The sequence below is a fragment of the Opitutus sp. ER46 genome (genome assembly GCF_003054705.1).
Taxonomy (GTDB): Bacteria; Verrucomicrobiota; Verrucomicrobiia; order Opitutales; family Opitutaceae; genus ER46.
This window is the reverse complement of sequence record NZ_QAYX01000013.1, coordinates 1-19,531: the sequence shown is the minus strand read 5'-3', so window position 1 is coordinate 19,531 and position 19,531 is coordinate 1. Positions and strand designations below refer to the sequence as shown.

Sequence of the window (19,531 nt, the reverse complement as noted above, 5' to 3'; positions counted from 1 at the left end):
GCACCACAGCGTGGCGTCAGCGCCGGGGCGGCACGATGGGCCAGCCGGCGGAGGCGAGATCGCCGATGCCGCCGGCGTTGGTGGCCGTCACGCCCTCGGTCGCGAGCAACTGCGCGACGCGGGCCGAGCGCATGCCGGACGCGCAGTAAACGAACACTTCCCGGCCCTTGGCCTGCTGGAGGAAGCTGCGCCACTGCGCGCGCGGGCCGCGGAGATCGCTCATCGGGAGCAGGTGCGCGTGTTCGCCGACGCCGCCGGCCCACTCGTCGGGTTCGCGGACGTCGACGAGCAGAATTTCGCCCGCCTGGACGCGCGGGGCGATGGAGGCGAGGTCGAGGCGGGGACTGGGGGAGAACATGGCTTTGAGGGATTGCAGGAACGACATGGAAAGGGCGGGAGGGAGACGGGAATGAGGTGAGGCGCGCCGCGGGCGCTCAGGTGTGCGCGGCCTCGACCGGAGCCGGGCGAGCCTCCTTGGCCGCGGCTTCGCGGGCGTGGATCATGTAGTAGAGCAAGGGCACGGCGAGCGGGCTGATCACCAGCGAGGCGATGGCGCCGAAGAGGAGCGAGATGGCGAGACCCTGGAAGATGGGATCGGCCAGGATCACCAGCCCGCCGACCACGACCGCGAAGGCGGTCAGCATCATGGGCCGGAACCGGACGGCACCCGACTCGATGCAGGCATCGCGCAGGGAGCGGCCATGGCTGAGACGCAGCTCGATGAAGTCGACGAGGATGATCGAATTGCGGACCACGATGCCGGCGCCCGCCATGAAGCCGATCATCGAGGTGGCGGTGAAGAATGCGCCGAGGGCGGCGTGGGCGGGCAGAATGCCGATGAGCGAAAACGGGATCACCGTCATGACGATGAGCGGGGTAATGTAGTTTTTGAACCACCCCACCATGAGCATGTAGATCAGGATCAGGACCGCGGCGAAGGCCAGGCCGAGGTCGCGGAAGACTTCGATGGTGACCTGCCATTCACCGTCCCACTTGAGGGCGGGCTCACGATCGGAGTCCGGCATGGTGGCGTTGTACACGCGCACGGCGCGCTGGGTGCCGCCGAACTCGCGGCCGTCGAGCCGGGCGAGGGCGCGGTTCATGGCGAGAATCGCGTACACCGGACTCTCGACGACGCCGGCCACGTCGCCGGTCACGTAGGTCACGTTCTGCAGGTTCTTGTGATAGATGTTTCGCTCGCCCGTGGTGGACTCGACTGTGACCAGCTCGCGCAGCGGCACGAGCGGGGCCTGTGGGTTCATCTCGGAGCGGACCGGCAGGGCGAGGAGATCCTCGGGGCGCGCGCGCAGGGCGCGGGGCAGCTCGACGACGATCGAGACGTCCTCGCGGTCGGCGGAGGAGTGAAGGAGCGTCGCGGGATATCCCTGGACGGCGAGCTGGACGGTCCGGGCGACGGTGGACTCGCTGATGCCGAGGAGGGCGGCCTTGGCCTTGTCGACGCGCAGGATGGTCTTGGGCTGGAGGTCCTCGATGTACCAGTCGACGTCGACCACGCCGGGCGTGGCGCGGAAGATCTCCCGGACTTTCGTGGCCAGCGCGAGGCGGGCCTCCTCGGTGGGACCGTAGACCTCGGCAACGAGCGTCTGGAGAACGGGAGGGCCGGGTGGCACCTCGGCGACGGCGACGGCGGCGCCGTACTTGTCGGCGATCGCGGTGAGCCGGGGGCGGATGCGCTTGGCGATGTCGTGGCTTTGCGCGGCGCGCTCGTGTTTGGCCACGAGGTTGACCTGCAGGTCGGCGACGTTGGGGCCGCGGCGCATGAAGTAGTGGCGCACGAGACCGTTGAAGTTAAACGGCGAGGCGGTGCCGGCGTAGACCTGGTAATCGCGGACCTCGGGCTCGTCGCGCACGGCGGCGGCCATCTCTCGCGCCACGCGCGCGGTCTGCTCGAGCGAGCTGCCCTCGGGCATGTTGAGGATGACCTGAAACTCGGACTTGTTGTCGAAGGGCAGCATCTTGACCTTCACGCCGCCGAAGCCGACCAGGGCGAGCGCGCCGACCGTGGCGGCGGCGACCAGGGCGAGGAACGCCCAGCGCCAGCCCCGATGGCTGAGCAACGGCCCCATGACCCGCTGGTACAGCCGGGTGAACCAGGTGTCCGGCAGCGCCTCGTCGGCCGCGGCGTCGGCGTCGCGCAGCGGCGCGTCGATGAACTCGTCGCGGTGGCCGTGCTGCTTGTGATGGCCTTGCAGCATTTTCAGCGCGGCCCAGGGCGTGACGGCGAACGCGACCAGGAGGGAGAACAGCATCGCCGCGCTGGAGCCGATCGGGATCGGGCGCATGTACGGCCCCATCATGCCGCTGACGAAGGCCATCGGCAGGACGGCCGCGATGACGGCCCAGGTGGCGAGGATGGTGGGATTGCCGACCTCGTTGACGGCCTCGACCGCGATCTGGCGGAGCGACTTGCGGCGGGAGCTAGGCAGCGCCTGGTGGCGGACGATGTTTTCGACGACGACGATGGCGTCGTCCACGAGGATGCCGATCGAGAAGATCAGGGCGAAGAGGGTGATCCGGTTGAGGGTGTATCCGTACAGGTAGAACACGAGCAGCGTGAGCGCGAGGGTCACGGGGATCGCGAGCAGCACGACGAGCGATTCGCGCCAGCCGAGGAAGAGGAGGATGAGGATCGCGACGCCGAACACGGCGAGGCCCATGTGCAGCAGGAGCTCGTTGGACTTCTCCGCGGCGGTGGCGCCATAGTTGCGCGTGAGGGCGACGCCGACATCGGCGGGGATGAGGGTGCCCTTGAGTCCGTCGACCTTGGCGGTGACGGCGTGGACGAGATCGATGGCATTGGCGCCGGGACGCTTCGCGATGCTCAGGGTGACGGCGGCCTCCTCGGTGGCCGAGGCCTGGCCGGTGGCGTGCCCGCGACCGGCGCCGTAGAGGACGTAATTGGCGGGATCGAGCTGGCTGTCGTCGACGGTGGCGACATCGCGCAGGTAGACGGGCCGGCCCTCGTGGACGCCGAGCACGACGGCCTCCACGTCACGGGCGTCGCGGAAGAAGGTGCCGGTCTGCAGGAGGGTTTCGCGGTTATTGGCGGTCTGGCTGCCGGTGTGCGTCTGGGCGTTGGCCTGCTGGAGCATCGGCACGAGCTGGCCGGGGCTCAGATTGCGCGAGGCGAGCTTCTGCGGATCGAGGAGGACGCGGATGGCGCGGTTTTGTCCGCCGATGACGGTCGTTTCGGCGACGAGCGGCACCTGCTTGACGAGTTCGTCGACCTGGGTGGCGAGTCGGTGGAGGGTCGCGTGGTCGTACCGGGCGCTATGGAAGGTGAGCGCGAGGATCGGGACGTCGTCGATCGTGCGCGGCTTGACGAGGGGTGGAGTGACGCCGAGCGGAATGCGGTCGAAGTTGGCCTGCAGCTTCTGGTTGAGGCGGACGAGGGCGGCCTCGAGGTCGGTGCCGACCTTGAAGCGGACGATGGTCATGTTGCCGCCGGGCTGGGCGGTGGAGTACAGGTACTCGACGCCGGGAATCTCCCAGAGGAGCTTCTCCATCGGCCGGGTGACGCGGTTCTCGACCTCCTGGGCGGAGGCGCCGGGCATGCCGACGAGGATGTCGATCATCGGGACCTTGATCTGCGGTTCCTCCTCGCGCGGGAGCACGAGGATGGAGAACAGGCCGAGGAGCAGCGACGCCGCGACGACGATCGGCGTCAGTTTTGACGCGATGAAGATCGAGGCGAGTCGGCCGGCGAAGCCGGAAGGGGCGGACTCGGGGTGGGGGAAAGGAGACGCGGAACTCATGATGGCAGTGAGGGAGGACGCGGACGGGGCCCGGGCCGGTTAGCGGGCGATTTCGAGCGGCTGGCCTTCGCGGAGACCGGCGGGGGCGGCCGCGACGACGGATTCGTTGGCGTCGACCCCGGCGAGGATCTCGACCCGATCGCCGCGGGTGGCACCGGTTTTCACGAGCCGGAGCGTGGCGCGGTTCTCGGCGCCGACCACGAAGACGCGCTGCATTTGACCAACCTGCGTGACGGCCGATGCCGGAACGGTGAGCGTGTTGATCGTGGCGCCGGGGACGGCGACCCGGGCAAACTGGCCGGAGCGGACCGCGATGCCGGCAGGGACCGTGACTTTGGCGAACACGGCGTGCGCCAGCGGGTCGGCGGCCGAGGAGATTTCGGCGATGCGGCCGTCAAAGCGGGTGTTGTCCGCGGGAATGGCGATGGAGAGCACGGCGTCAGGCTTGAGCGCGCCGGCGAGGGAGTCGGGGATGGCCACCTCGACGACGAAGGTGGCGGTACCCTCGAGCTCCAGCAGCGGGAGACCCGGGGCGGCGAGGTCGCCGGCGTTGGCCAGCTTGCGGGCGATCACGCCATCGAACGGGGCGCGAATCTCGGTGTAGCCACGCATCGTCTCGGCCTCGCGCACCATGGCCTCGGCGCCGGCGAAACGGTCCTCGAGGCCGCGGACCATGTCGGTCGTGCTGGCGCCCTTGGTGAGGAGGCTGCGCTCACGTTCGAGATCACGGCGGGCGGCGTTGAGCTGGGACTGGGCCTGGGCGACGCGGGCGGCAATCTCGGCGGCGCTGATCCGCAGCAGAAGGTCGCCGCGTTTGACGGACTGGCCGAGCGTGACCGGGAATTCCTCGATGGCGCCCATGATCTTGGCGGCGAGTTGCGCGCGCTGGAGCGGGCGGACGGTGCCGGTGACCTCGGTCTCGTCGGGGAGGGATTCGGCCCGGACGGCGGCGAGCTGGACGCGTGCGGCGGGCAGGGACGCCTTGGTGGCCTGGGCGGGCTCGTGCCGGGAGCAACCCACGAGCGCGGCGGTGAGGGTGAGGCTGGAAAGGAGCAGGAGACGGTTCATGGCAGGAAGGAAAAGGGGAAAGGATCAGCGGGTGGTGATGGCGGCGCTCGTGCCGAGGGGGTCGAGCCCGAGGGCGCGGCGCAGGTCGACGAGGGCGATGCGCTCGTCGGCGAGGGCGACGGTGCGGCGGAGCCGGGCCTCGAGGAGGCGGCTCTCGGCGCCGATGAGGTCGGCCCCCAGGAGGGATTCCCGTTCAAAGCGGGCGCGACTCAGGGCGGCGCTTTCCTCAGCCTGCGCGACGGCCTGGGCGGTGACGTCGCGGCGCTCGACGGCGTCGGCATGCGCGAGGCGGGCCTGCTCGACCTCGAGGCTGATGCCGAGGGTGAGTTTGCGGAGCATTTCCCTGGCTTGGGCGAGCTCGGCGCTGGCTTGGCGGACGCGGCCGGAGGTTTGTCCGCCGTCGAACACCGCCACATCCACCGCGAGGCCGGCGAGCCAGCCGTCGGCGTGGCGATCGAGTTTCCAGCCCTGATCATACTGGTAGCTGGCAAAGGCGTTGACCGTGGGGCGGTGACCGCCGCGGGCGGCGGTGACCATCGCCTCGGCGGCGCGCACGCGGGCCTGCATGGCGTCGAGTTCCGGGCGGCGGGAGAAATCGGCGGTGGCGGGAGCGCTTAGTTGGGCGAGCGCCGGATCGTCCGCCACGAACTCGACGGGCTCCTCGGTTGGCTCGAGTCCGAGGACGAAATGGAAACCGCGGGCGGCGAGGGCGGCGCTGTGGCGGGCGCTGGCGAGCGCCTCGCGGGTCTGGGCGAGCTGGACCTCGAGGCTGAGGAAGTCGGCCTTGAGCAACTGGCCGGCCTCGAAGCGGGCGCGGGCGACTGTGACGGCGGCTTCGTAGGCGCGGACGCCGCCTTCGAGGGCGACGACGGCTTCGCGGGCCTTCTGGAGGTTGAGGGCGGCCTTGACGACGGCGGCGGCCAGTTGGTGCCGGGTGGCCTGCAGGTCTGAGCTGGCGGCCTCGACGCCGGCGCGGGCGGCGTGGCGCCCCGCGGAGGCGCGGCCGCCGCTGTAAAGGTTGTAGGCGAGCGTGCCCGTGGCGTTGAGGTTGTCGATCTGACCGGGGTGGTTGAAATCGAGGCCAAAGCTGAATGCGCGCTGGTTCAGGATGGAGCCGAAGGCGGGCATCGAGCTGTTGGTCGCGGTGTAGCGGCTGGAGAGGGAGAGCTGCGGGAGCCAGGCCGCCTGGGCCTGTGTGACCAGGGCCTGGGCGGCGTCGATGCGCGCCTGGGCCACCCGGGCGTCGGGGCTGTGCTCCAGGGCGGTGGTCACGGCCCGTTCGAGCGTCCAGGGCGCGGCGAGGAGGCTGGCCGGCGCGAACACGGCGAGGAAGGTGAGGGTGCGGGGCAGGGTGGCAGCGGTCATGAGCGTCAGGCGGAGCGGGAGGAGGTGGCGCCGAGCAGGAGGCCGAGGGAGGCGCCGTAGAGGGCGCCGCGCCACCAGGTGGAGGTGAGAGGGCAGGTGCCGGAGGAGCACTGGCCATAGTAGCCCAGGGCGGCGCCGAGGAGCGCGCCGACGGCCATGGGCAGGAGGAAGCGCAGGAACATGGGCTTCACGGGGTTAGTGGGTGGCGGGCCGGCCGCCCCAGTGGATGACCCGGTTCTGGTCCACCCAGCCGAGCTTCTCAAGCACGAGGGTGGGCGGGCAGAAGCCGGTGAAGGCGGATTGGATGAGGTTGAGGCCGACGAAGGCGGGGAGAAGCAGCCACCAGGGGCTGACGAGCCAGGCAAGGCCGGTGCCGAGGAGCACGAAGGTGCCGGCGAGAACGCGGATGAAGGAATCGGTGGTCATGTTCATGCTAGACAAATATGCGCAAACACTCATATAGTTGATCGCGATGTCAAGCCTGAGTTCAGTTCCGCCCTGCATGCCTCCGAAAGGATCCCGTCATCTCAACGCCGAAGCCCTCGACTTGGTGGCCCGGCGCTTTGCCGTTCTCGCCGAGCCGATGCGGCTGCGGCTGGTGCACGCGCTCTTCGAGGCCGAAAAGAGCGTCAACACCCTGGTGGCTGAGACGGGCGGCACGCAGGCGAACATTTCCCGGCATCTGCAGACGCTCGCCAACGCGGGGGTGCTGACCCGGCGCAAGGAGGGACTGCAGGTCTTCTACGCGATCGGAGATCCCTCGGTGTACAAGCTGTGCGACCTGGTCTGCGGCAGCCTGGAGAAGCAGCTCGCCAAGCAGGCGGGGTCCCTCGGTGGCGGGGGGCGTGCGGTGGCCTGATCAGGTAGGCCAGGCGGAGAACGCGAGCCAGATCGCCGCGGCGACGAGCAGCAGGCCGCAGGCGCGGCGCAGCCAGGTGGCGCCAGCGGTGCCCTGCTGCCAGTCGAGCCAGCGCTGAACCCAGCTGCTGGAGGCGCCGGCGAAAGCGATCACGGCGCAATGTCCAAGGGCGAACAGCGCCAGAATCCCCGCCGCAAGCAGCGGGGCGGACCCGGCAAGGCTGAAGGTCAGTCCGAGCACGGGCGCCACGAAGCCGAAGGTGCAGGGGCCCAATGCCAGGCCGAACACGAGGCCGAAAAGCAGGGCGCCGCCGGCACCCCGGCGTGGTTGCCCCAGAGTTGGTCGCCAGGCGTCAGGCAGGGGCAGCGTGCCGGCGAGGTGAAGGCCGAAGATGAGCAGCAACGCGGCCACGACCCACGAGACGCCGGGCCCGATGTCGCCCAGCAGGCGTCCGGCGGCCGCGGTGAGCGCGCCAAGGACGGCGAGTGATCCGAGGATGCCGAGCGCGAACAACAGGGAGAGCGTCGCGGCGCGTCGCGGGGCGACGGGGCTGCCGCCCTGCAGATAGCCGACGATGAGGGGAATGCTCGCGAGATGGCAGGGACTGAGGACGATGCTTAGCACGCCCCAGACAAAGGCTGCGCCCAAGGCCACGAGCGGAGCGCCGTGCAGCGCGTGCGTCAGTTGGGTGAACAGCGACTCCATCGACCTATTTCGCCTTCGCGCCGGCCTCCGGCTTCAGGGCGACACCGAGTTCGCGGAACTTCGCGAGGATGTCGGCCTTCGGCATGAAGCCCTCGTGGCGGAAGCGTTCCTTGCCCGCGGCGTCGTAGAAAATCTGGGTGGGGATGACGCGGATGCCGTGGGTCTTGGCGGCGGTACGATCCTGGCCGATGTCGATGAAGATCACCTCAAACGAGGACGCATGGTCCCGGCGGAGCTCCTCGAGGATCGGGGTCATCATGCGGCACGGGACGCATTTGCCCGAGCCGAGATCGACGAGCCGGGGGAGCGCGACGGGAGCGGGCTGTTCGGCGGCGCGTAGACCGACTGCCAGGACGGCACCCAGCAGCAGCCAGCGGAAAAGCGATAGCGGTTTCATGAAGCCGGAGGAAGTCGCCCGACATTTCGCGAAACAGCGAAATCGGCAAGCCCCGATCTTCGGCTCCCTGGGCGGGTAAGCGGGGGCGGACGAGGGTACGACGGGGGCCGGGGCCTGCGGGATGGCCGGGGGGACAAGGCCGCGGCCTCGCGCCGCGGCTATTTCGCCAGATCGTAGAGCGCGTAGCCGGCCAGCAGGTTGGGCAGCGCGCGGCACGGGTCGTGCCAGTTGCCGCCGAGGTGCACGCGGCGGACGATGCGGATGCCCTTCACGACGCAGAAGTGCTCGAAGTCGGCGATCGTGACCGGATTGGCGGGCTGGCTCTCGAACCACTCGGTCGTGTAAACCTCGTTCCGAATCTTGCGGCCGCGGAGCAGCATGTTCACGCGGTTCTTCCAGAAGCCGTGGTTGACGAAACCGACGGTAAGCCGCCGCCCCACACGCAGGGCCTCCAGGATGACGACCGTGGGATCCGAGAGCTCCTGCACCGTGCGCGAGCAGATCACCCGATCGAAGTGCTTGTCGGGAAACGCGCGGAGGAACTCGGTCATCTCCCCCTGGTACGCCGAGAGGCCGCGACGGACGCACGCCGTGATCTGGCGAAAGTCGAGGTCCACGCCGACGGCCGACACCTGCTTCGATTGCACGAGATAATCGAGGAGCGCGCCCGCGCCGCAGCCGAGGTCGAGCACCCGCGTGTTGGGCTCCACCCAGTCACCGATGATCTGCATGTCGACGGTACGCTTCTCGACCGGCTGGGCGGCGGTCGCGGTCACGGGCGCGGCGCCGGCGGGCGAAACGGAGCTGGAGGTGGCGGACGACATGAACGCGGAAGCGCGGGGGCGCCTAGATGGTGAAATCGAACGTGTACTGGTTGTCGCGTTCGATGAAGGCGCGGACGAGGGCGTAAAGCTCCTCCGACTCGAGCAGGAAGGAGTCGTGGCCGAGATCGGTGGACAGCTCGGCGTAGGAGGCGCGCTTGCCGGCGCGCAGCAGGGCCAGCGCGAGGTCGCGATTCTGCTCGGGCGGGAACAGCCAGTCGCTGGTGAAGCCGACGACCAGGGTCTCGGCCTCGACGGGAGCGAAGGCCGCCTCGAGCGAACCATAGGCCTGCGCCAAGTCGAACTGATCGAGGGCCCGGGTGATATAAAGGTACGAGTTGGCGTCGAAACGGTTGATGAAGCTGATGCCCTGGTGCCGCAGGTAGCCGGCGACTTCGAACTGCGGCTCGAACGTCAGCGCATCGGCGCCCGTGACCTCCTTCTTCCGGCGGCCGAACTTCCGGTCCATGCTGGCGTCGGAAACGTACGTGATGTGCGCCATCATGCGGGCGATCGCGAGGCCGACGCGGGGGCCGCCGTCGCGTGGGTAGTCGCCCGCGTTCCAGGCCGGGTCCTGCATGATGGCGTGCCGGCCGACCTCGTTGAACGCGATGGCCTGGGCGCTTTCGCGCGCGGTCGTGGCCATGGCGAGCACCCGCCGGGTGAAGCGCGGGTACTCGATCGCAAACTGCAGCGCCTGCATGCCGCCCATCGAGCCGCCGATCACGGTGTGCAACTGGGTCACGCCGAGATGGTCGAGCAGGGCCTTCTGGGCGTGGACCATGTCGCTGATCGTGACGAACGGGAAACTGACGCCGTACGGCCGGCCGGTGGCGGGGTTGATGGACAACGGCCCGGTGGATCCCTGGCAGCCGCCGAGGACGTTGGTGCAGACGACGAAGAAGCGGCGCGTGTCCACCGCCTTGCCCGGGCCGATGAGGTTGTTCCACCAGCCGGGCTTGCGGTCCTGTTCGGAGTGCCAGCCGGCGCAGTGGTGGTCGCCGCTCAACGCGTGGCAGATGAGCACGGCGTTGTCGCGCGCAGCGTTGAGCTGGCCGTAGGTCTCGTAGCGGATTGTGAACCCCGGGATCTGCTGCCCGCTCTGAAAAGTGAACGGCTGGGTATAGACAAAGTCGTGCGGCGCCACGAAGCCGACATCACCGGGCGCGAGCCAGCGGGGCGATGCCAGCGGGTCAGCCTGGACTTCGACGTCGTCGGTCATCGGAGCGGAAAGAGAACCAGCTTGCGCCCCCGGGTGCAAGGGGGCGCTGGGTTATGACGCTTGCCTTAAGACACGCCCCGCGGGGCGTTACTGGGCGGCCGCGGCGAGTTCGTCGGCGATCTCTTCGTTGGAAAAGAGCGTCTGCACGTCATCGATTTCCTCGAGGGCGTTCTGCAGCTTGAGGATGCTCTTCGCCACGTTGAGATCGGTGACCGGGACGGTGGTGGTCGGGATGTAGGCGACCTCGGCGTTCTCGGGCTTGATGCCCTTCTGCTCGAGGGCCTGGGCAACCCGGTCGAAGGCGTTCACGGGGCAGCGCACCTCGAAGCCCTGCTCGCTGGCGATGACGTCGTCGGCGCCGGCATCGAGGGCGATTTCCATCAGGGCGTCCTCGGTGGTGCGGTCCGGCGCGATGAGGAACTGGCCGGCGTAAAGGAACTGGAAGGCCACCGCGCCGGAGCTGGCGAGATTGCCGCCGTGGTGGGCGAAGGCGGCACGCACGTCCTGGGCGGCGCGCTGCTTGTTGTCGGTCGTCACCTTGACCATGAAGGCCACGCCGCCGGGGCCGTAGCCCTCGTACGTGATTTCCTCATACACCACGCCCGGGAGCTCGCCGGTGCCCTTCTTGATCGCGCGGTCGACGTTGTCGGCCGGCATGTTGGCATCGCGGGCCTTGAGCACGAGCGTGCGCAGGCGGGCGTTGCCCTCGGGATCGCCGCCGCCCGCCTTGGCGGCCAGGGTGATGTCGCGGGAAAGCCGCGAGAACACCTTGCCCTTGCGGGAATCGGTGACGGCCTTGAGCCGCTTTACTTTGGACCACTTGTTATGGCCGGCCATGGGGAGAGAGGGCGGTTGGGGGAGAGGCGGGCGGCCGCTCAGCGCTTGCCGCCCTTGGGGGTGACGTTCTTGACGGGCCGGCCGGAGCCGGTCGGTTTGCCGGGCACGGCGGCGGGCGTGGCGGGATCGCCGTCATCGCGCATGCGATTGATCACGAGCTGCTGCCCGATGCTGAAGAGGCCGTTGATCGTGGAGTAGAGCGCGAGGGCGCAGGAGAAGTTGTAGCAGAACGCGATGAAGACGATCGGCATGAACTTCATCATCATGGCCTGGGCGTTGTCCATCGACGGCTGCGGGGTGAGTCGCATCTGGATGATCATCGTGGCGCCCATGAGCAGCGGCATGATGTTGATGGGGAAGCCGAAGAGGTGGCCGATGGTGTCGGGCGCGGAGAGGTCGGACGCCCAGAGGAAAGGCTGGAAGCGCAGTTCGGCGGCGCTGATCAGCATGGCGTAGAAGCCGAAGAACAGCGGCATCGTAATCAGGATTGGGATACAGCCGCCGACCGGGTTCACCTTGTGGGCCTTGAAGAGCTCCATGGTGGCCTGCTGCTGCTTCTGGGGGTTGTCCTTGTACTTCTCGCGGAGCGCCTTGAGCTCCGGCTGGAGCTTGGCCATGCGCTTGGCCGAGCGGGAGGCCGCGATGGTGAAGGGCAGGCTGACGATCTTCAGCATCAGCGTCATCAGGATGACCGCGATGCCCCAGTTGCCGACCCACTTGTGGGCGAGGTTGAGGAGGGTGTTCTCGAGCGGGGCGACGTAGCCGCTGAGGAAGACGCGGGAGATGCCGCGGGCGTACTGCATGACGCCGTCCTCGCCCTTCGCGAACTTCGCGATGCGGGTGTATTCCTTGGGCCCGACGTAGAGGGCACCGCTGAGCTTGGCCTCGGCCTTGGGCGCGAGGGCGGGGAGGTCGAACCGCTCGGCGCCGGTCATGCCGATGTTGGGCCGGCCGGAACTGGGGAAGGGCGGGAGCTCGATGCGCCGCGCGATCGTGCTGATACCGGGCTGGTCGGGCGTGTAGACGCTGGCGAAGAACTGGTTCTTGACCGCGGCCCAGACGACGGTGCCGGGCTTCTCGAGCACCGGACGGACGGGCTTCGGCTTGCCGAACCAGGAACCGATGCCGCCGCCCTCGAGCTCACCGCGATCGGTGTAGGTCTGGCTCTTGCCGTCGTGCGAGGTGACGTTGAGGTAGATGCCGGCGTCAGCGGCGTTGACGAGGGTGGCGGTGCCCAGGCTGAGCGCCGCGCGCGGCAGCGGCAGCGTCGCGTCGGTCAGATTGCGGAAGGTCGTCTCGTGCTGGAGCCGGTAGGGGTCGCCGCCCTCCTTGGTCGGATCGGTGAGCGCGTAGCGCCGGGTGACCTCGATCTTGCCGTCGAGCACGGCGCGGTAGACGACCTCGGTGCTCGTCGCGCGGACGAGTTCATACGGCAGGTCGCGGCCGAGGCCGGGAAAATCGGCGAGGGCGAGGATCGGATCCTCGTGCAGGCGGTTGAAGACGTAAGGCTCGGGCTTGCCCTGGATCTCGGGGTACTTCTTGAACGCGACCTCGCGGATCGCGCCGCCGAAGTTCGTCAGCCGGGCCTCGATATAGTCGTTGGCCAGGATGGTGATCCGGGCGTTGGCGGCATCCTGCGCGACGGTGGCAAAAGTCGTCGAAGGGGCGGGCGTGACCGCGCCGTTGCCGGCGGCGACCGGCGCCGCAGCCGGCGTGCTGGACGAGGTGGCTGACTGGGCGATGGCCGGCTGGGTCGTGGGCGCGGAACGCGGAGCCAGGAAGAAGAGGGCAAACGCGGCGATGAGCAGGCTCGCGCCGATGATGGTGTTCTTTTTGTCCATTACAGAAAGGGGGCGTCAGTTGGCGAAGGCGGCGGGGCGGCAGACCGGCTTCCGTCGGTCGCGGCGCGGGGGCACGGGGTCAAAACCGCCGGGGTGCAACGGGGTGCACTTCAGCAGACGGATGACGGCGAGCCAGGTTCCGACGATGGCGCCGTGGGTGCGCACGGCATCGGCGGCATAGTGGGAGCAGCTCGGGCTGAAGCGGCAGGCGCAGGCGCCGAGGGTGACGACGGGCAGCGCGGGAGAGATGAGCCGCTGGTAGAACCGGATCGCCCCGAGCAGGATCGACGCCGGGAGGCGGGTGAGCGCGTGCCAGGCGCGGGAAAGGGCGGAGGCCGCAGGGGCGGATGGGGTCGGAGCCGAGGACGTCATGACCGGCCCGGTTGGCGTGCCGAACCGATCCGGCCGCACGCATCAAAGAAGGTTTTCTCCAAGTCGGACATTGCCCAGTCGAAGATCGCCCGCCGCGCGATGAGGAGCAGGTCGCAGTCGGCGGGCACGGCTTGCTGCTGATGGCGGAAGACCTCGCGCAGCCGGCGCTTGGCGCGATTGCGCCGGACGGCATTGCCGACGGCGGCGGTGGAGGCGATCACGCAGACGCGAGCGTTCGCGGCCGTGAGGGTAGGAGGAACGGGAGCGGTCGGGGGAGCCGCCGGATCCGCCAGGGCCGGGGTGGCCCGCTGTTTCCACCAGAGTGTGAAGGCACGACATTCCAGCCGCTGCCCCTGCTCGCGAACGGCGCGGATGTCATTCGGACGCCGAAGGTGCTGCTCAGCGCGGAAACGCATGCCGTAAAAAAGGCTGAAGGGCTGAAGGACCGAAAGTGGATCGGCAAAAGACTCGCAGGAAGCGAGCTGCCGGGCGCACGCCATCAGGGGCGGGCCGGATCCGGACCTTCAGGTATTCAGCCCTTCAGCCTTACCTAATCAAACGACAGTCAGGCGCTTACGGCCCTTGGCGCGACGGGAATTGATAACTTTGCGACCACCGCGGGTGGCCATGCGGGCGCGGAAGCCGATCTGGCGGGCGCGCTTTTTGCGGTGTGGGCGGAATGTCGGTTTCATGATCTTTGGAAAAAAAGAGGGTCACAGGTGCCTGAGCACACGGGGGGTGTCAAGGGTGGCGTTTCGTCGGTGAAACGTGCAAGGCCCGAAACGCCAGATCCTCGGGCAGGTGGCGGACGGCGTGGGCGACGACCTCGGTCGTGCCGGTGGGGTCGGGGCAGCGTCGCGCGACGCCGGCAGCTTTCGGCTGGGCACGGGGCGGGCTTCAAGGCAACTAGTCGACGAATGCAAGTGACGAAAGAGACCCCGAAGGTGCGTTGGCTGTTGATGATCGCGGCCTGGCTGGCGGTCGGGACGATGGCCTGGCTGCACAGCGCGTACTTTGACGCCCATCGGGAGATGCTGGACCGCACGGGGACGCGCGGTCCCGGCGCGCCGACGACGCCGCTGCAGCGGGTGGTGCCCACGATGTATGCGGACACGCAGATGTGGGTGCGGCATGCGCTGGCGGTGACGGAAGGCGAGGGGCCGCGCATCCGCTTCACCCATGCGGACAACGCGCCCCAGGGGCGGGAGGTGCACTGGAGTTCCGCGATCACCTGGGCGCTGGCGGGCGAGGGCCGCGTGGCGAGCTGGGTGACGGGCAAGCCCGTGGCGTTGTCGATCGAGGATGCGCTCTCCTGGTTCAATCTCCCGCTGTTCATGGCGTGTGTGGTGGGTTTCTCGGCCTGGGTGGCGCGTCGCGCGGGCGCGGGCGCGGGCGTGTTCCTGGCGTTCGCGATGATCGGGGCCAACGGTTTCTACGGCGGGTTCGGTCCGCTGTACGTGGATCACCACGGCATCCTGGCGGCGGCGGTGCTCGGGCTGGTGCTGGGCGCGATGTTCATGGGCGTTGGGTTCTGGCGGGCGACGGACGAGGCGGCGCAATTTCTGCCCCGCTCGGCGGCCGACGCCCGGCGCGCGGCGGTGTTTTCGGCGGTGTGCGGTGGCGTGGGCCTGTGGTTCAGCGCGGCGACGCTGACCCCAGCCATCGCGATCGTCGGTTTTGCCGGCGTCGCCGCGATGGCGTTGTTTGGCCGGCCGTCGGCGGGTGTGCAGTGCGATCCCGGCATCTGGCGGCTCTGGGGCCGCGTGGGCGGCGCGATGAGCCTGGGCTTTTACCTGTTGGAGTACGCGCCGTTCCACCTGGGTTGGCGGCTGGAGGTCAATCATCCCGCGTACGCGCTCGCGTGGTGGGGTGGGAGCGAGATCATCGCGCAGTTCGCGGCGTGGCGGGCGGGGTTGCCGGCGGCGCAGCGCGGCGGATCGCGCTGGCTGATCGCGGCCCTCGTGGCGGTCGCAGTGGCGCCGACGATCGTGCTGGTGGGCGGCGCCAGGACCTTCGTGGTGTTCGATCCGTTCATTTCGCGGTTGTCGAAGTTCGTCGCCGAGGGGCTCCCGATCGGGAAGGCGATCCAGTTCTTCGGCCTCGGACGCTACATCATTGATTTCATCTGGATGGGCGTGGCGCTGCTGGCGGCGGTGGTGGCTTGGTGGCGTTGCCGCGGGGCCGACCGGATCGTGATCGTGTTCAGCGCGCTCGCCACCGGGGCGTTCAGCCTGATGGCGCTGGCGCAACTGCGCTGGGGCGCCAGCGCGAGCGGCCCGCTGATGGGCATGGTGATCATCGGCGTCGCGAGCCTGGCGGGGGCGCGCTGGCGCTGGCTGCGTTGGGCCGTCCTCGCGGCCGCGATCGGCGGGCTCACGCTGCCGACGTCGATCGGGCGCATCACGCAGATCCGGCACGCGAACGAGCATCGGGTCGTGGACAAGATCGATGCCCTGCAGCCGTTGTACCGCGACATCGCGGCGGTCCTGCGGGCGACGCAGCCGACGGGGCAACTGACGGTGCTGGGCAGCCCGAACGCCTCCGTGGCGATCGGCTACTACGGGCGGTTCCAGACGATCGGCACGCTGTATTGGGAAAACCTGGACGGCACCAAGGCCGCGGCGGAGATCTTCTCGGCGCAGACCGAGCTGGAGGCGCGCCGGCGGATGCGCGAACGCGGCATCACCCACGTGGCGATGATCATGGATGAGAATTTCCTGGCGGAGTATTACGAGTTGCTGGCCCCCGATCCGGCGACGTCGAGCCTGGCGCAATCGTTCGGCCGCAAGCTGCTGATCGACCTGCAGGTGCCGTACTGGCTGGAGGAGATTCCGTACCAGATGCCGCCCAACCTGCCGTACCAGCCACAGCGGGTGCTGCTGTTCCAGACACGCTTCAGCCCGGTCACCGAAGCCGAGAAGCTTTACGAGGACGCGCTGGCCGACTTTGCGGCGGATCGGGTCGCGGCTGGCGACGCCAAGCTGGACGCCGCGCTCGCGCGCCAGCAGGGCTCGTCCGAGCTCTGGGTGGCGAAGACGAATCGCGCCCTGCAGCGCGGCGAGGCGGTGGTGGCGAAGGCGGCCGCGGAGCGGGCGTATGCGACGGCGGAACCGGGCCGGCGCTTCACGCTGTGCACCGGCCTGGCGGCGCGCTTCTACCAGGCGGGGGCGCACGAGATCGCGGCGCAGCTCTTCCGGGCGGCCCTGGAGGTCCGGCAGGACGCGGCCACGATGAACAATCTGGCCTGGCTGCTGGCCACGAGCCGGCAGGACGCGGTGCGGGATCCGGCGGCGGCCCTGGCGCTGACCGATCGCCTCGCGGAATTTCGCGGCGAACTGGTTTTCCTGAATGCCCGCGCGGCGGCGTTGGCGGCGAACGGGAGGTTTGAGGAGGCGGTGGCCGTCGGCGCGCAGGCCCTCGAGTCCGCGCAGAAGGCCGGCGACGCGGGGGTGACCCAGCTCAACCAGAAGCGCCTGCAGGCATATCGGGCGGGACAGCCTTGGCGGGAATAGGAGGAGCGATGCACATCGCCGTCATTTCCGACACGCACGACCAATATGCCCCGGGATTTCCGGAGCGGCTCCGCGCCGCCGATGAAATCTGGCATCTGGGTGACGTGTGTGACCCCAGCGTGCTGGTGGAATTCGAGCAATTGGGACGCCCGCTTTCCGTCGTCCACGGCAACTGCGACAACCATCCCGGCTGGCCCGAAGCGCTCGATCTGGTCCGTGAGGGCGTCCGCTGTCACCTCACGCACATTCCGCCGCGGCGGGCGCCGGCGGGCGCGCGACTCGTGTTGCACGGCCACACGCACGTGCCGCGCGATGAGACGGATGCCGCGGGCGTGCGCTGGCTGAACCCGGGCTGCATTTCCCGGCCGAACCGCGGCGCGCCCGCGAGTTTTGCCTGGCTCACGCTCGAGCCCGGCGGGGGCGTCACCTGGAAGCTCGTCGTCCTGTAGCCATGTTGACGACCAAGATCCTGCCCAACCTGGTGAGCGGCGTGCGGATCGCGCTGATGCCAGGCGTGCTGATGTCGGCGCTGGCAGGGTCGAGGCCGTGGTTCGTGGCGCTGCTGGGCGTGTCGCTTGCGACCGATGCGCTGGACGGATTTCTCGCGCGCCGGCTCAACGCGTATTCGGATTTCGGTCGCAAGCTCGATAGCGCGGCGGACTACGTGACGCTGCTGACCGGAGTCGCGGGCATCGCGCTGCTGTGGCCGGACATCATGCGGCGCGAACTGCCGTGGGTGCTGGCGGGCCTGAGCGGCTTCTTTGCGGTGCTGGTGTTCGGGTTCGCGCGCTTCGGGCGACCGCTCGGCTACCACACCTGGGCGACGAAGATCCTGGCCGTGGCGACGGCGATCAGCCTCGTGCCGCTGCTGGCGGAGTGGTCCGACGGGCCATTCCACTGCGTCGTCGTGCTGCAGATCGCCGCCAGCCTGGAGCAGGTGGCGATCGCGCTGATCCTGCCGAAACATCGCGGCGAAGTGCCGACGCTGTGGCATGCGTGGCGCATGCGAGGGAATGAGGGAGTAAGGGAGTGAGGGAATGAGGGAATGAGGGGCCGAAAGTGAGAGTGAAGGTGAAGGGGAGAGTGGGACGGAGCGCGGGGGGCGAGGCGGCGGCGGCGAATTGGCATGGAACGTGTTGCGGGAGTGGCGGTGAACACGTCGCTGCTGCAAAGCCCGCTTTCCGACAACGACCGACGCGACCTCGTTGCGCTTCTCCAAGCCTGCGTCGAGGGCGGCGCGTCGATCGGCTTCATCGCGCCATTGGGCGTCGTGGACGCGGAGGCGTATTGGCAACGCGTCGAGGCGGAGCTGCCGGCGGAGTATCGGCTCCTGTTCGGGGCGCGTGACGAAGCGGGACGGATTGTCGGCACAGTGCAACTGGTGGCGGAGACCCGTCGCAACGGCCGGCACCGTGCGGAGATTCAGAAGCTGTTGGTGAGCCCGGCGCACCGGGGGCATGGATTGGGGAGCCAGCTGATGGCGCAAGCCGAGACGACCGCGCGGGCGCGTTCGCTGACCCTGCTGTTCCTGGATACGAGCGAAGGCCCGGGCGGCGCGCGGCGATTCTACGAACAGCTTGGCTATCGGTATGCCGGCGGGATCCCCGGGTACGCGCTGGATCCGGACGGGACGCTGCGGGCGAACGCGATTTTCTACAAGACGCTCGCCGCGGACGGATGAATTGTTTCACTGCGGGCCGGACGTGAGTTCAGCGCAGCAACAAGACTTTTTCGCCCTGTTTGTCCCGGAGTCGGGCGTGCACCATGCACCGCCGGTTCCGCCGCGACCGACTCCGCCTGCGCCCGTGTCCGCCTCCGCTCCGGTCGCGCCGCCAGTTCCCGCGCCGATGCCGGCCCCGGTTGCGACCCGCGAGCCCGAACCGGCGATGCGGCTGGGGGAGGCCGACATCGTCTTCGAGCGGAGCCTGCGGGCGAACAACTACCGGCTGACCTTGCGGCGTGACGGCACGGCGGTGGCGACGATCCCGGCGCGCGGCTCGGAGCGCGAGGCGAGGCGCTTTGTCGAGGAGCACCGCGAGTGGCTCGAGCGGGCGCGGGCGCGGCAACGGCATCGGCCCCGGGCGGCCGAGCGGTGGGTCATCGGCACGCACGTGTTGTGGCGCGGCGAGATGACGGAGATCCGCGTGGCCTCGGTCGGGGACAAGCCGCAGGTCTGCCTGGCGGCGGACGTGTTTCGCGTGCCGCAGGTCGAGGGTGACCTGCGGCCGACGCTGGAGGCGCATTTCATGCGGCGGGCGCAGGTCGAGTTGCCGGCCCGCACGTGGGAGCTCGCGGCGGCGACGACGGTCGAGGTGAAGCAGGTGAGTGTGCGGAACCAGCGGTCGCGCTGGGGCTCCTGCTCGGCGAACGGCACGATCTCGCTGAACTGGCGGCTCGTGCAGACGCCGGACTTCGTGCGCGACTACATCATTTTCCACGAGCTGATGCATCTGCGGGAGATGAATCACTCCGACCGCTTCTGGGCGCGCGTGGAGGAAGTCTGTCCCGACTGGCGCGAGGCCGAGCACTGGATCAAGCGCAACGGCAGCCTGGTCGGGCTGTGAGAAGAAAAGGCTGAAGGTCTGAAAGACTGAAAGCTGAAGTCGGCCCGCTCTCCTCGCGGGTTTCGGCCCGGGTGTATCCGCCGGCGCCGTTGCATTCGATCGGCCCGTTCAGCCTTTCAGCTCTTCAGTCCTGCTATGAGGCCGATTACGGCAAGCGCAAAAAGTCCGCCCGCGGCGCACGAGTAGTGCGCA

21 protein-coding genes are annotated in these 19,531 nt (G+C 68.9%); 6 read left to right on the top strand and 15 right to left on the bottom strand.

Features of this window, described 5'->3' with window-relative positions; genetic code table 11:
- Positions 1–16 precede the first annotated feature (16 nt).
- From DB354_RS00940 to DB354_RS00915, 6 genes are read right to left on the bottom strand one after another with little or no spacing between them, the layout of a single operon-like run.
- The gene (locus tag DB354_RS00940; protein ID WP_107833557.1) at positions 17–385 is read right to left on the bottom strand and encodes a rhodanese-like domain-containing protein; all 369 of its coding nucleotides are present in this window, start codon (positions 383–385) and stop codon (positions 17–19) included.
- 49 nt (positions 386–434) lie between these two features.
- On the bottom strand, positions 435–3,776 hold the full coding sequence (locus DB354_RS00935) for an efflux RND transporter permease subunit (protein ID WP_107833556.1): 3,342 nt from the start codon (positions 3,774–3,776) through the stop codon (positions 435–437).
- Between the two features lie 39 nt (positions 3,777–3,815).
- Positions 3,816–4,844, bottom strand: coding sequence for an efflux RND transporter periplasmic adaptor subunit (locus tag DB354_RS00930; protein ID WP_107833555.1), 1,029 nt, complete (start codon positions 4,842–4,844; stop codon positions 3,816–3,818).
- 24 nt (positions 4,845–4,868) lie between these two features.
- Positions 4,869–6,209 carry a TolC family protein gene (locus DB354_RS00925; RefSeq protein ID WP_107833554.1) on the bottom strand — a complete coding sequence of 447 codons (1,341 nt, stop codon included), beginning with the start codon at positions 6,207–6,209 and terminating at the stop codon, positions 4,869–4,871.
- A 5-nt stretch (positions 6,210–6,214) separates the two neighbouring features.
- Positions 6,215–6,391, bottom strand: a complete 177-nt coding sequence (locus tag DB354_RS22445) for a DUF6132 family protein (RefSeq protein ID WP_233256514.1) — start codon at positions 6,389–6,391, stop codon at positions 6,215–6,217.
- Between the two features lie 13 nt (positions 6,392–6,404).
- Complete coding sequence (locus DB354_RS00915; RefSeq protein ID WP_107833601.1) at positions 6,405–6,635, bottom strand: DUF2892 domain-containing protein; 231 nt, start codon at positions 6,633–6,635, stop codon at positions 6,405–6,407.
- A 76-nt stretch (positions 6,636–6,711) separates the two neighbouring features.
- Here DB354_RS00915 and DB354_RS00910 point away from each other — a divergent pair, with 76 nt between their 5' ends.
- Positions 6,712–7,068: a metalloregulator ArsR/SmtB family transcription factor gene (locus tag DB354_RS00910; protein ID WP_107833552.1), complete on the top strand. Its 357-nt coding sequence runs from the start codon at positions 6,712–6,714 to the stop codon at positions 7,066–7,068.
- Here the strand turns inward: DB354_RS00910 and DB354_RS00905 are convergent, their stop codons facing one another.
- From DB354_RS00905 to rpmH, 9 genes are all read right to left on the bottom strand, one after another.
- Complete coding sequence (locus tag DB354_RS00905; RefSeq protein WP_107833551.1) at positions 7,069–7,773, bottom strand: cytochrome c biogenesis protein CcdA; 705 nt, start codon at positions 7,771–7,773, stop codon at positions 7,069–7,071.
- 4 nt (positions 7,774–7,777) lie between these two features.
- Complete coding sequence (locus tag DB354_RS00900) at positions 7,778–8,170, bottom strand: thioredoxin family protein (protein ID WP_107833550.1); 393 nt, start codon at positions 8,168–8,170, stop codon at positions 7,778–7,780.
- A 158-nt stretch (positions 8,171–8,328) separates the two neighbouring features.
- A complete protein-coding gene (locus tag DB354_RS00895) occupies positions 8,329–8,994 on the bottom strand; it encodes a methionine biosynthesis protein MetW (protein WP_107833549.1) in 666 nt (221 codons plus the stop codon).
- Between the two features lie 22 nt (positions 8,995–9,016).
- A complete protein-coding gene (locus tag DB354_RS00890; protein ID WP_107833548.1) occupies positions 9,017–10,213 on the bottom strand; it encodes a homoserine O-acetyltransferase in 1,197 nt (398 codons plus the stop codon).
- An 87-nt stretch (positions 10,214–10,300) separates the two neighbouring features.
- Positions 10,301–11,050 (bottom strand): YebC/PmpR family DNA-binding transcriptional regulator, encoded by a 750-nt coding sequence (locus DB354_RS00885; RefSeq protein ID WP_107833547.1) that lies wholly within the window; start codon positions 11,048–11,050, stop codon positions 10,301–10,303.
- 38 nt (positions 11,051–11,088) lie between these two features.
- On the bottom strand, positions 11,089–12,891 hold the full coding sequence (locus DB354_RS00880) for a YidC/Oxa1 family insertase periplasmic-domain containing protein (RefSeq protein WP_107833546.1): 1,803 nt from the start codon (positions 12,889–12,891) through the stop codon (positions 11,089–11,091).
- A gap of 15 nt (positions 12,892–12,906) precedes the next feature.
- Entirely contained in the window at positions 12,907–13,263 is a 357-nt protein-coding gene (gene yidD, locus DB354_RS00875; protein WP_107833545.1) for a membrane protein insertion efficiency factor YidD, read from the bottom strand.
- The gene (gene rnpA, locus DB354_RS00870; RefSeq protein ID WP_107833544.1) at positions 13,260–13,679 is read right to left on the bottom strand and encodes a ribonuclease P protein component; all 420 of its coding nucleotides are present in this window, start codon (positions 13,677–13,679) and stop codon (positions 13,260–13,262) included. Before rnpA ends, yidD begins: the two co-directional genes overlap by 4 nt.
- A 138-nt stretch (positions 13,680–13,817) precedes the next feature.
- The gene (rpmH, locus tag DB354_RS00865; RefSeq protein WP_107833543.1) at positions 13,818–13,955 is read right to left on the bottom strand and encodes a 50S ribosomal protein L34; all 138 of its coding nucleotides are present in this window, start codon (positions 13,953–13,955) and stop codon (positions 13,818–13,820) included.
- Between the two features lie 231 nt (positions 13,956–14,186).
- On the opposite strand from rpmH, the gene DB354_RS00860 reads away from it, so the two are divergent.
- From DB354_RS00860 to DB354_RS00840, 5 genes are all read left to right on the top strand, one after another.
- Positions 14,187–16,775, top strand: coding sequence for a hypothetical protein (locus DB354_RS00860; protein WP_233256513.1), 2,589 nt, complete (start codon positions 14,187–14,189; stop codon positions 16,773–16,775).
- Positions 16,776–16,783: 8 nt separating this feature from the next.
- The gene (locus DB354_RS00855; protein ID WP_107833541.1) at positions 16,784–17,224 is read left to right on the top strand and encodes a metallophosphoesterase family protein; all 441 of its coding nucleotides are present in this window, start codon (positions 16,784–16,786) and stop codon (positions 17,222–17,224) included.
- A gap of 2 nt (positions 17,225–17,226) precedes the next feature.
- Positions 17,227–17,808, top strand: coding sequence for a CDP-alcohol phosphatidyltransferase family protein (locus DB354_RS00850; RefSeq protein WP_107833540.1), 582 nt, complete (start codon positions 17,227–17,229; stop codon positions 17,806–17,808).
- Positions 17,809–17,901: 93 nt separating this feature from the next.
- Positions 17,902–18,456 (top strand): GNAT family N-acetyltransferase, encoded by a 555-nt coding sequence (locus DB354_RS00845; protein ID WP_107833539.1) that lies wholly within the window; start codon positions 17,902–17,904, stop codon positions 18,454–18,456.
- Between the two features lie 124 nt (positions 18,457–18,580).
- Positions 18,581–19,339, top strand: coding sequence for a SprT family zinc-dependent metalloprotease (locus tag DB354_RS00840; RefSeq protein WP_233256512.1), 759 nt, complete (start codon positions 18,581–18,583; stop codon positions 19,337–19,339).
- Positions 19,340–19,531 lie beyond the last annotated feature (192 nt).

Excerpts from the sequence above, each read along its gene's own strand:
- DB354_RS00940 (WP_107833557.1), bottom strand. The coding sequence starts at position 385 with ATGTCGTTCCTGCAATCCCTCAAAGCCATGTTCTCCCCCAGTCCCCGC.
- DB354_RS00935 (WP_107833556.1), bottom strand. The coding sequence starts at position 3,776 with ATGAGTTCCGCGTCTCCTTTCCCCCACCCCGAGTCCGCCCCTTCCGGC.
- DB354_RS00930 (WP_107833555.1), bottom strand. The coding sequence starts at position 4,844 with ATGAACCGTCTCCTGCTCCTTTCCAGCCTCACCCTCACCGCCGCGCTC.
- DB354_RS00925 (WP_107833554.1), bottom strand. The coding sequence starts at position 6,209 with ATGACCGCTGCCACCCTGCCCCGCACCCTCACCTTCCTCGCCGTGTTC.
- DB354_RS22445 (WP_233256514.1), bottom strand. The coding sequence starts at position 6,391 with ATGTTCCTGCGCTTCCTCCTGCCCATGGCCGTCGGCGCGCTCCTCGGC.
- DB354_RS00915 (WP_107833601.1), bottom strand. The coding sequence starts at position 6,635 with ATGACCACCGATTCCTTCATCCGCGTTCTCGCCGGCACCTTCGTGCTC.
- DB354_RS00910 (WP_107833552.1), top strand. The coding sequence starts at position 6,712 with ATGCCTCCGAAAGGATCCCGTCATCTCAACGCCGAAGCCCTCGACTTG.
- DB354_RS00905 (WP_107833551.1), bottom strand. The coding sequence starts at position 7,773 with ATGGAGTCGCTGTTCACCCAACTGACGCACGCGCTGCACGGCGCTCCG.
- DB354_RS00900 (WP_107833550.1), bottom strand. The coding sequence starts at position 8,170 with ATGAAACCGCTATCGCTTTTCCGCTGGCTGCTGCTGGGTGCCGTCCTG.
- DB354_RS00895 (WP_107833549.1), bottom strand. The coding sequence starts at position 8,994 with ATGTCGTCCGCCACCTCCAGCTCCGTTTCGCCCGCCGGCGCCGCGCCC.
- DB354_RS00890 (WP_107833548.1), bottom strand. The coding sequence starts at position 10,213 with ATGACCGACGACGTCGAAGTCCAGGCTGACCCGCTGGCATCGCCCCGC.
- DB354_RS00885 (WP_107833547.1), bottom strand. The coding sequence starts at position 11,050 with ATGGCCGGCCATAACAAGTGGTCCAAAGTAAAGCGGCTCAAGGCCGTC.
- DB354_RS00880 (WP_107833546.1), bottom strand. The coding sequence starts at position 12,891 with ATGGACAAAAAGAACACCATCATCGGCGCGAGCCTGCTCATCGCCGCG.
- yidD (WP_107833545.1), bottom strand. The coding sequence starts at position 13,263 with ATGACGTCCTCGGCTCCGACCCCATCCGCCCCTGCGGCCTCCGCCCTT.
- rnpA (WP_107833544.1), bottom strand. The coding sequence starts at position 13,679 with ATGCGTTTCCGCGCTGAGCAGCACCTTCGGCGTCCGAATGACATCCGC.
- rpmH (WP_107833543.1), bottom strand. The coding sequence starts at position 13,955 with ATGAAACCGACATTCCGCCCACACCGCAAAAAGCGCGCCCGCCAGATC.
- DB354_RS00855 (WP_107833541.1), top strand. The coding sequence starts at position 16,784 with ATGCACATCGCCGTCATTTCCGACACGCACGACCAATATGCCCCGGGA.
- DB354_RS00850 (WP_107833540.1), top strand. The coding sequence starts at position 17,227 with ATGTTGACGACCAAGATCCTGCCCAACCTGGTGAGCGGCGTGCGGATC.
- DB354_RS00845 (WP_107833539.1), top strand. The coding sequence starts at position 17,902 with ATGGAACGTGTTGCGGGAGTGGCGGTGAACACGTCGCTGCTGCAAAGC.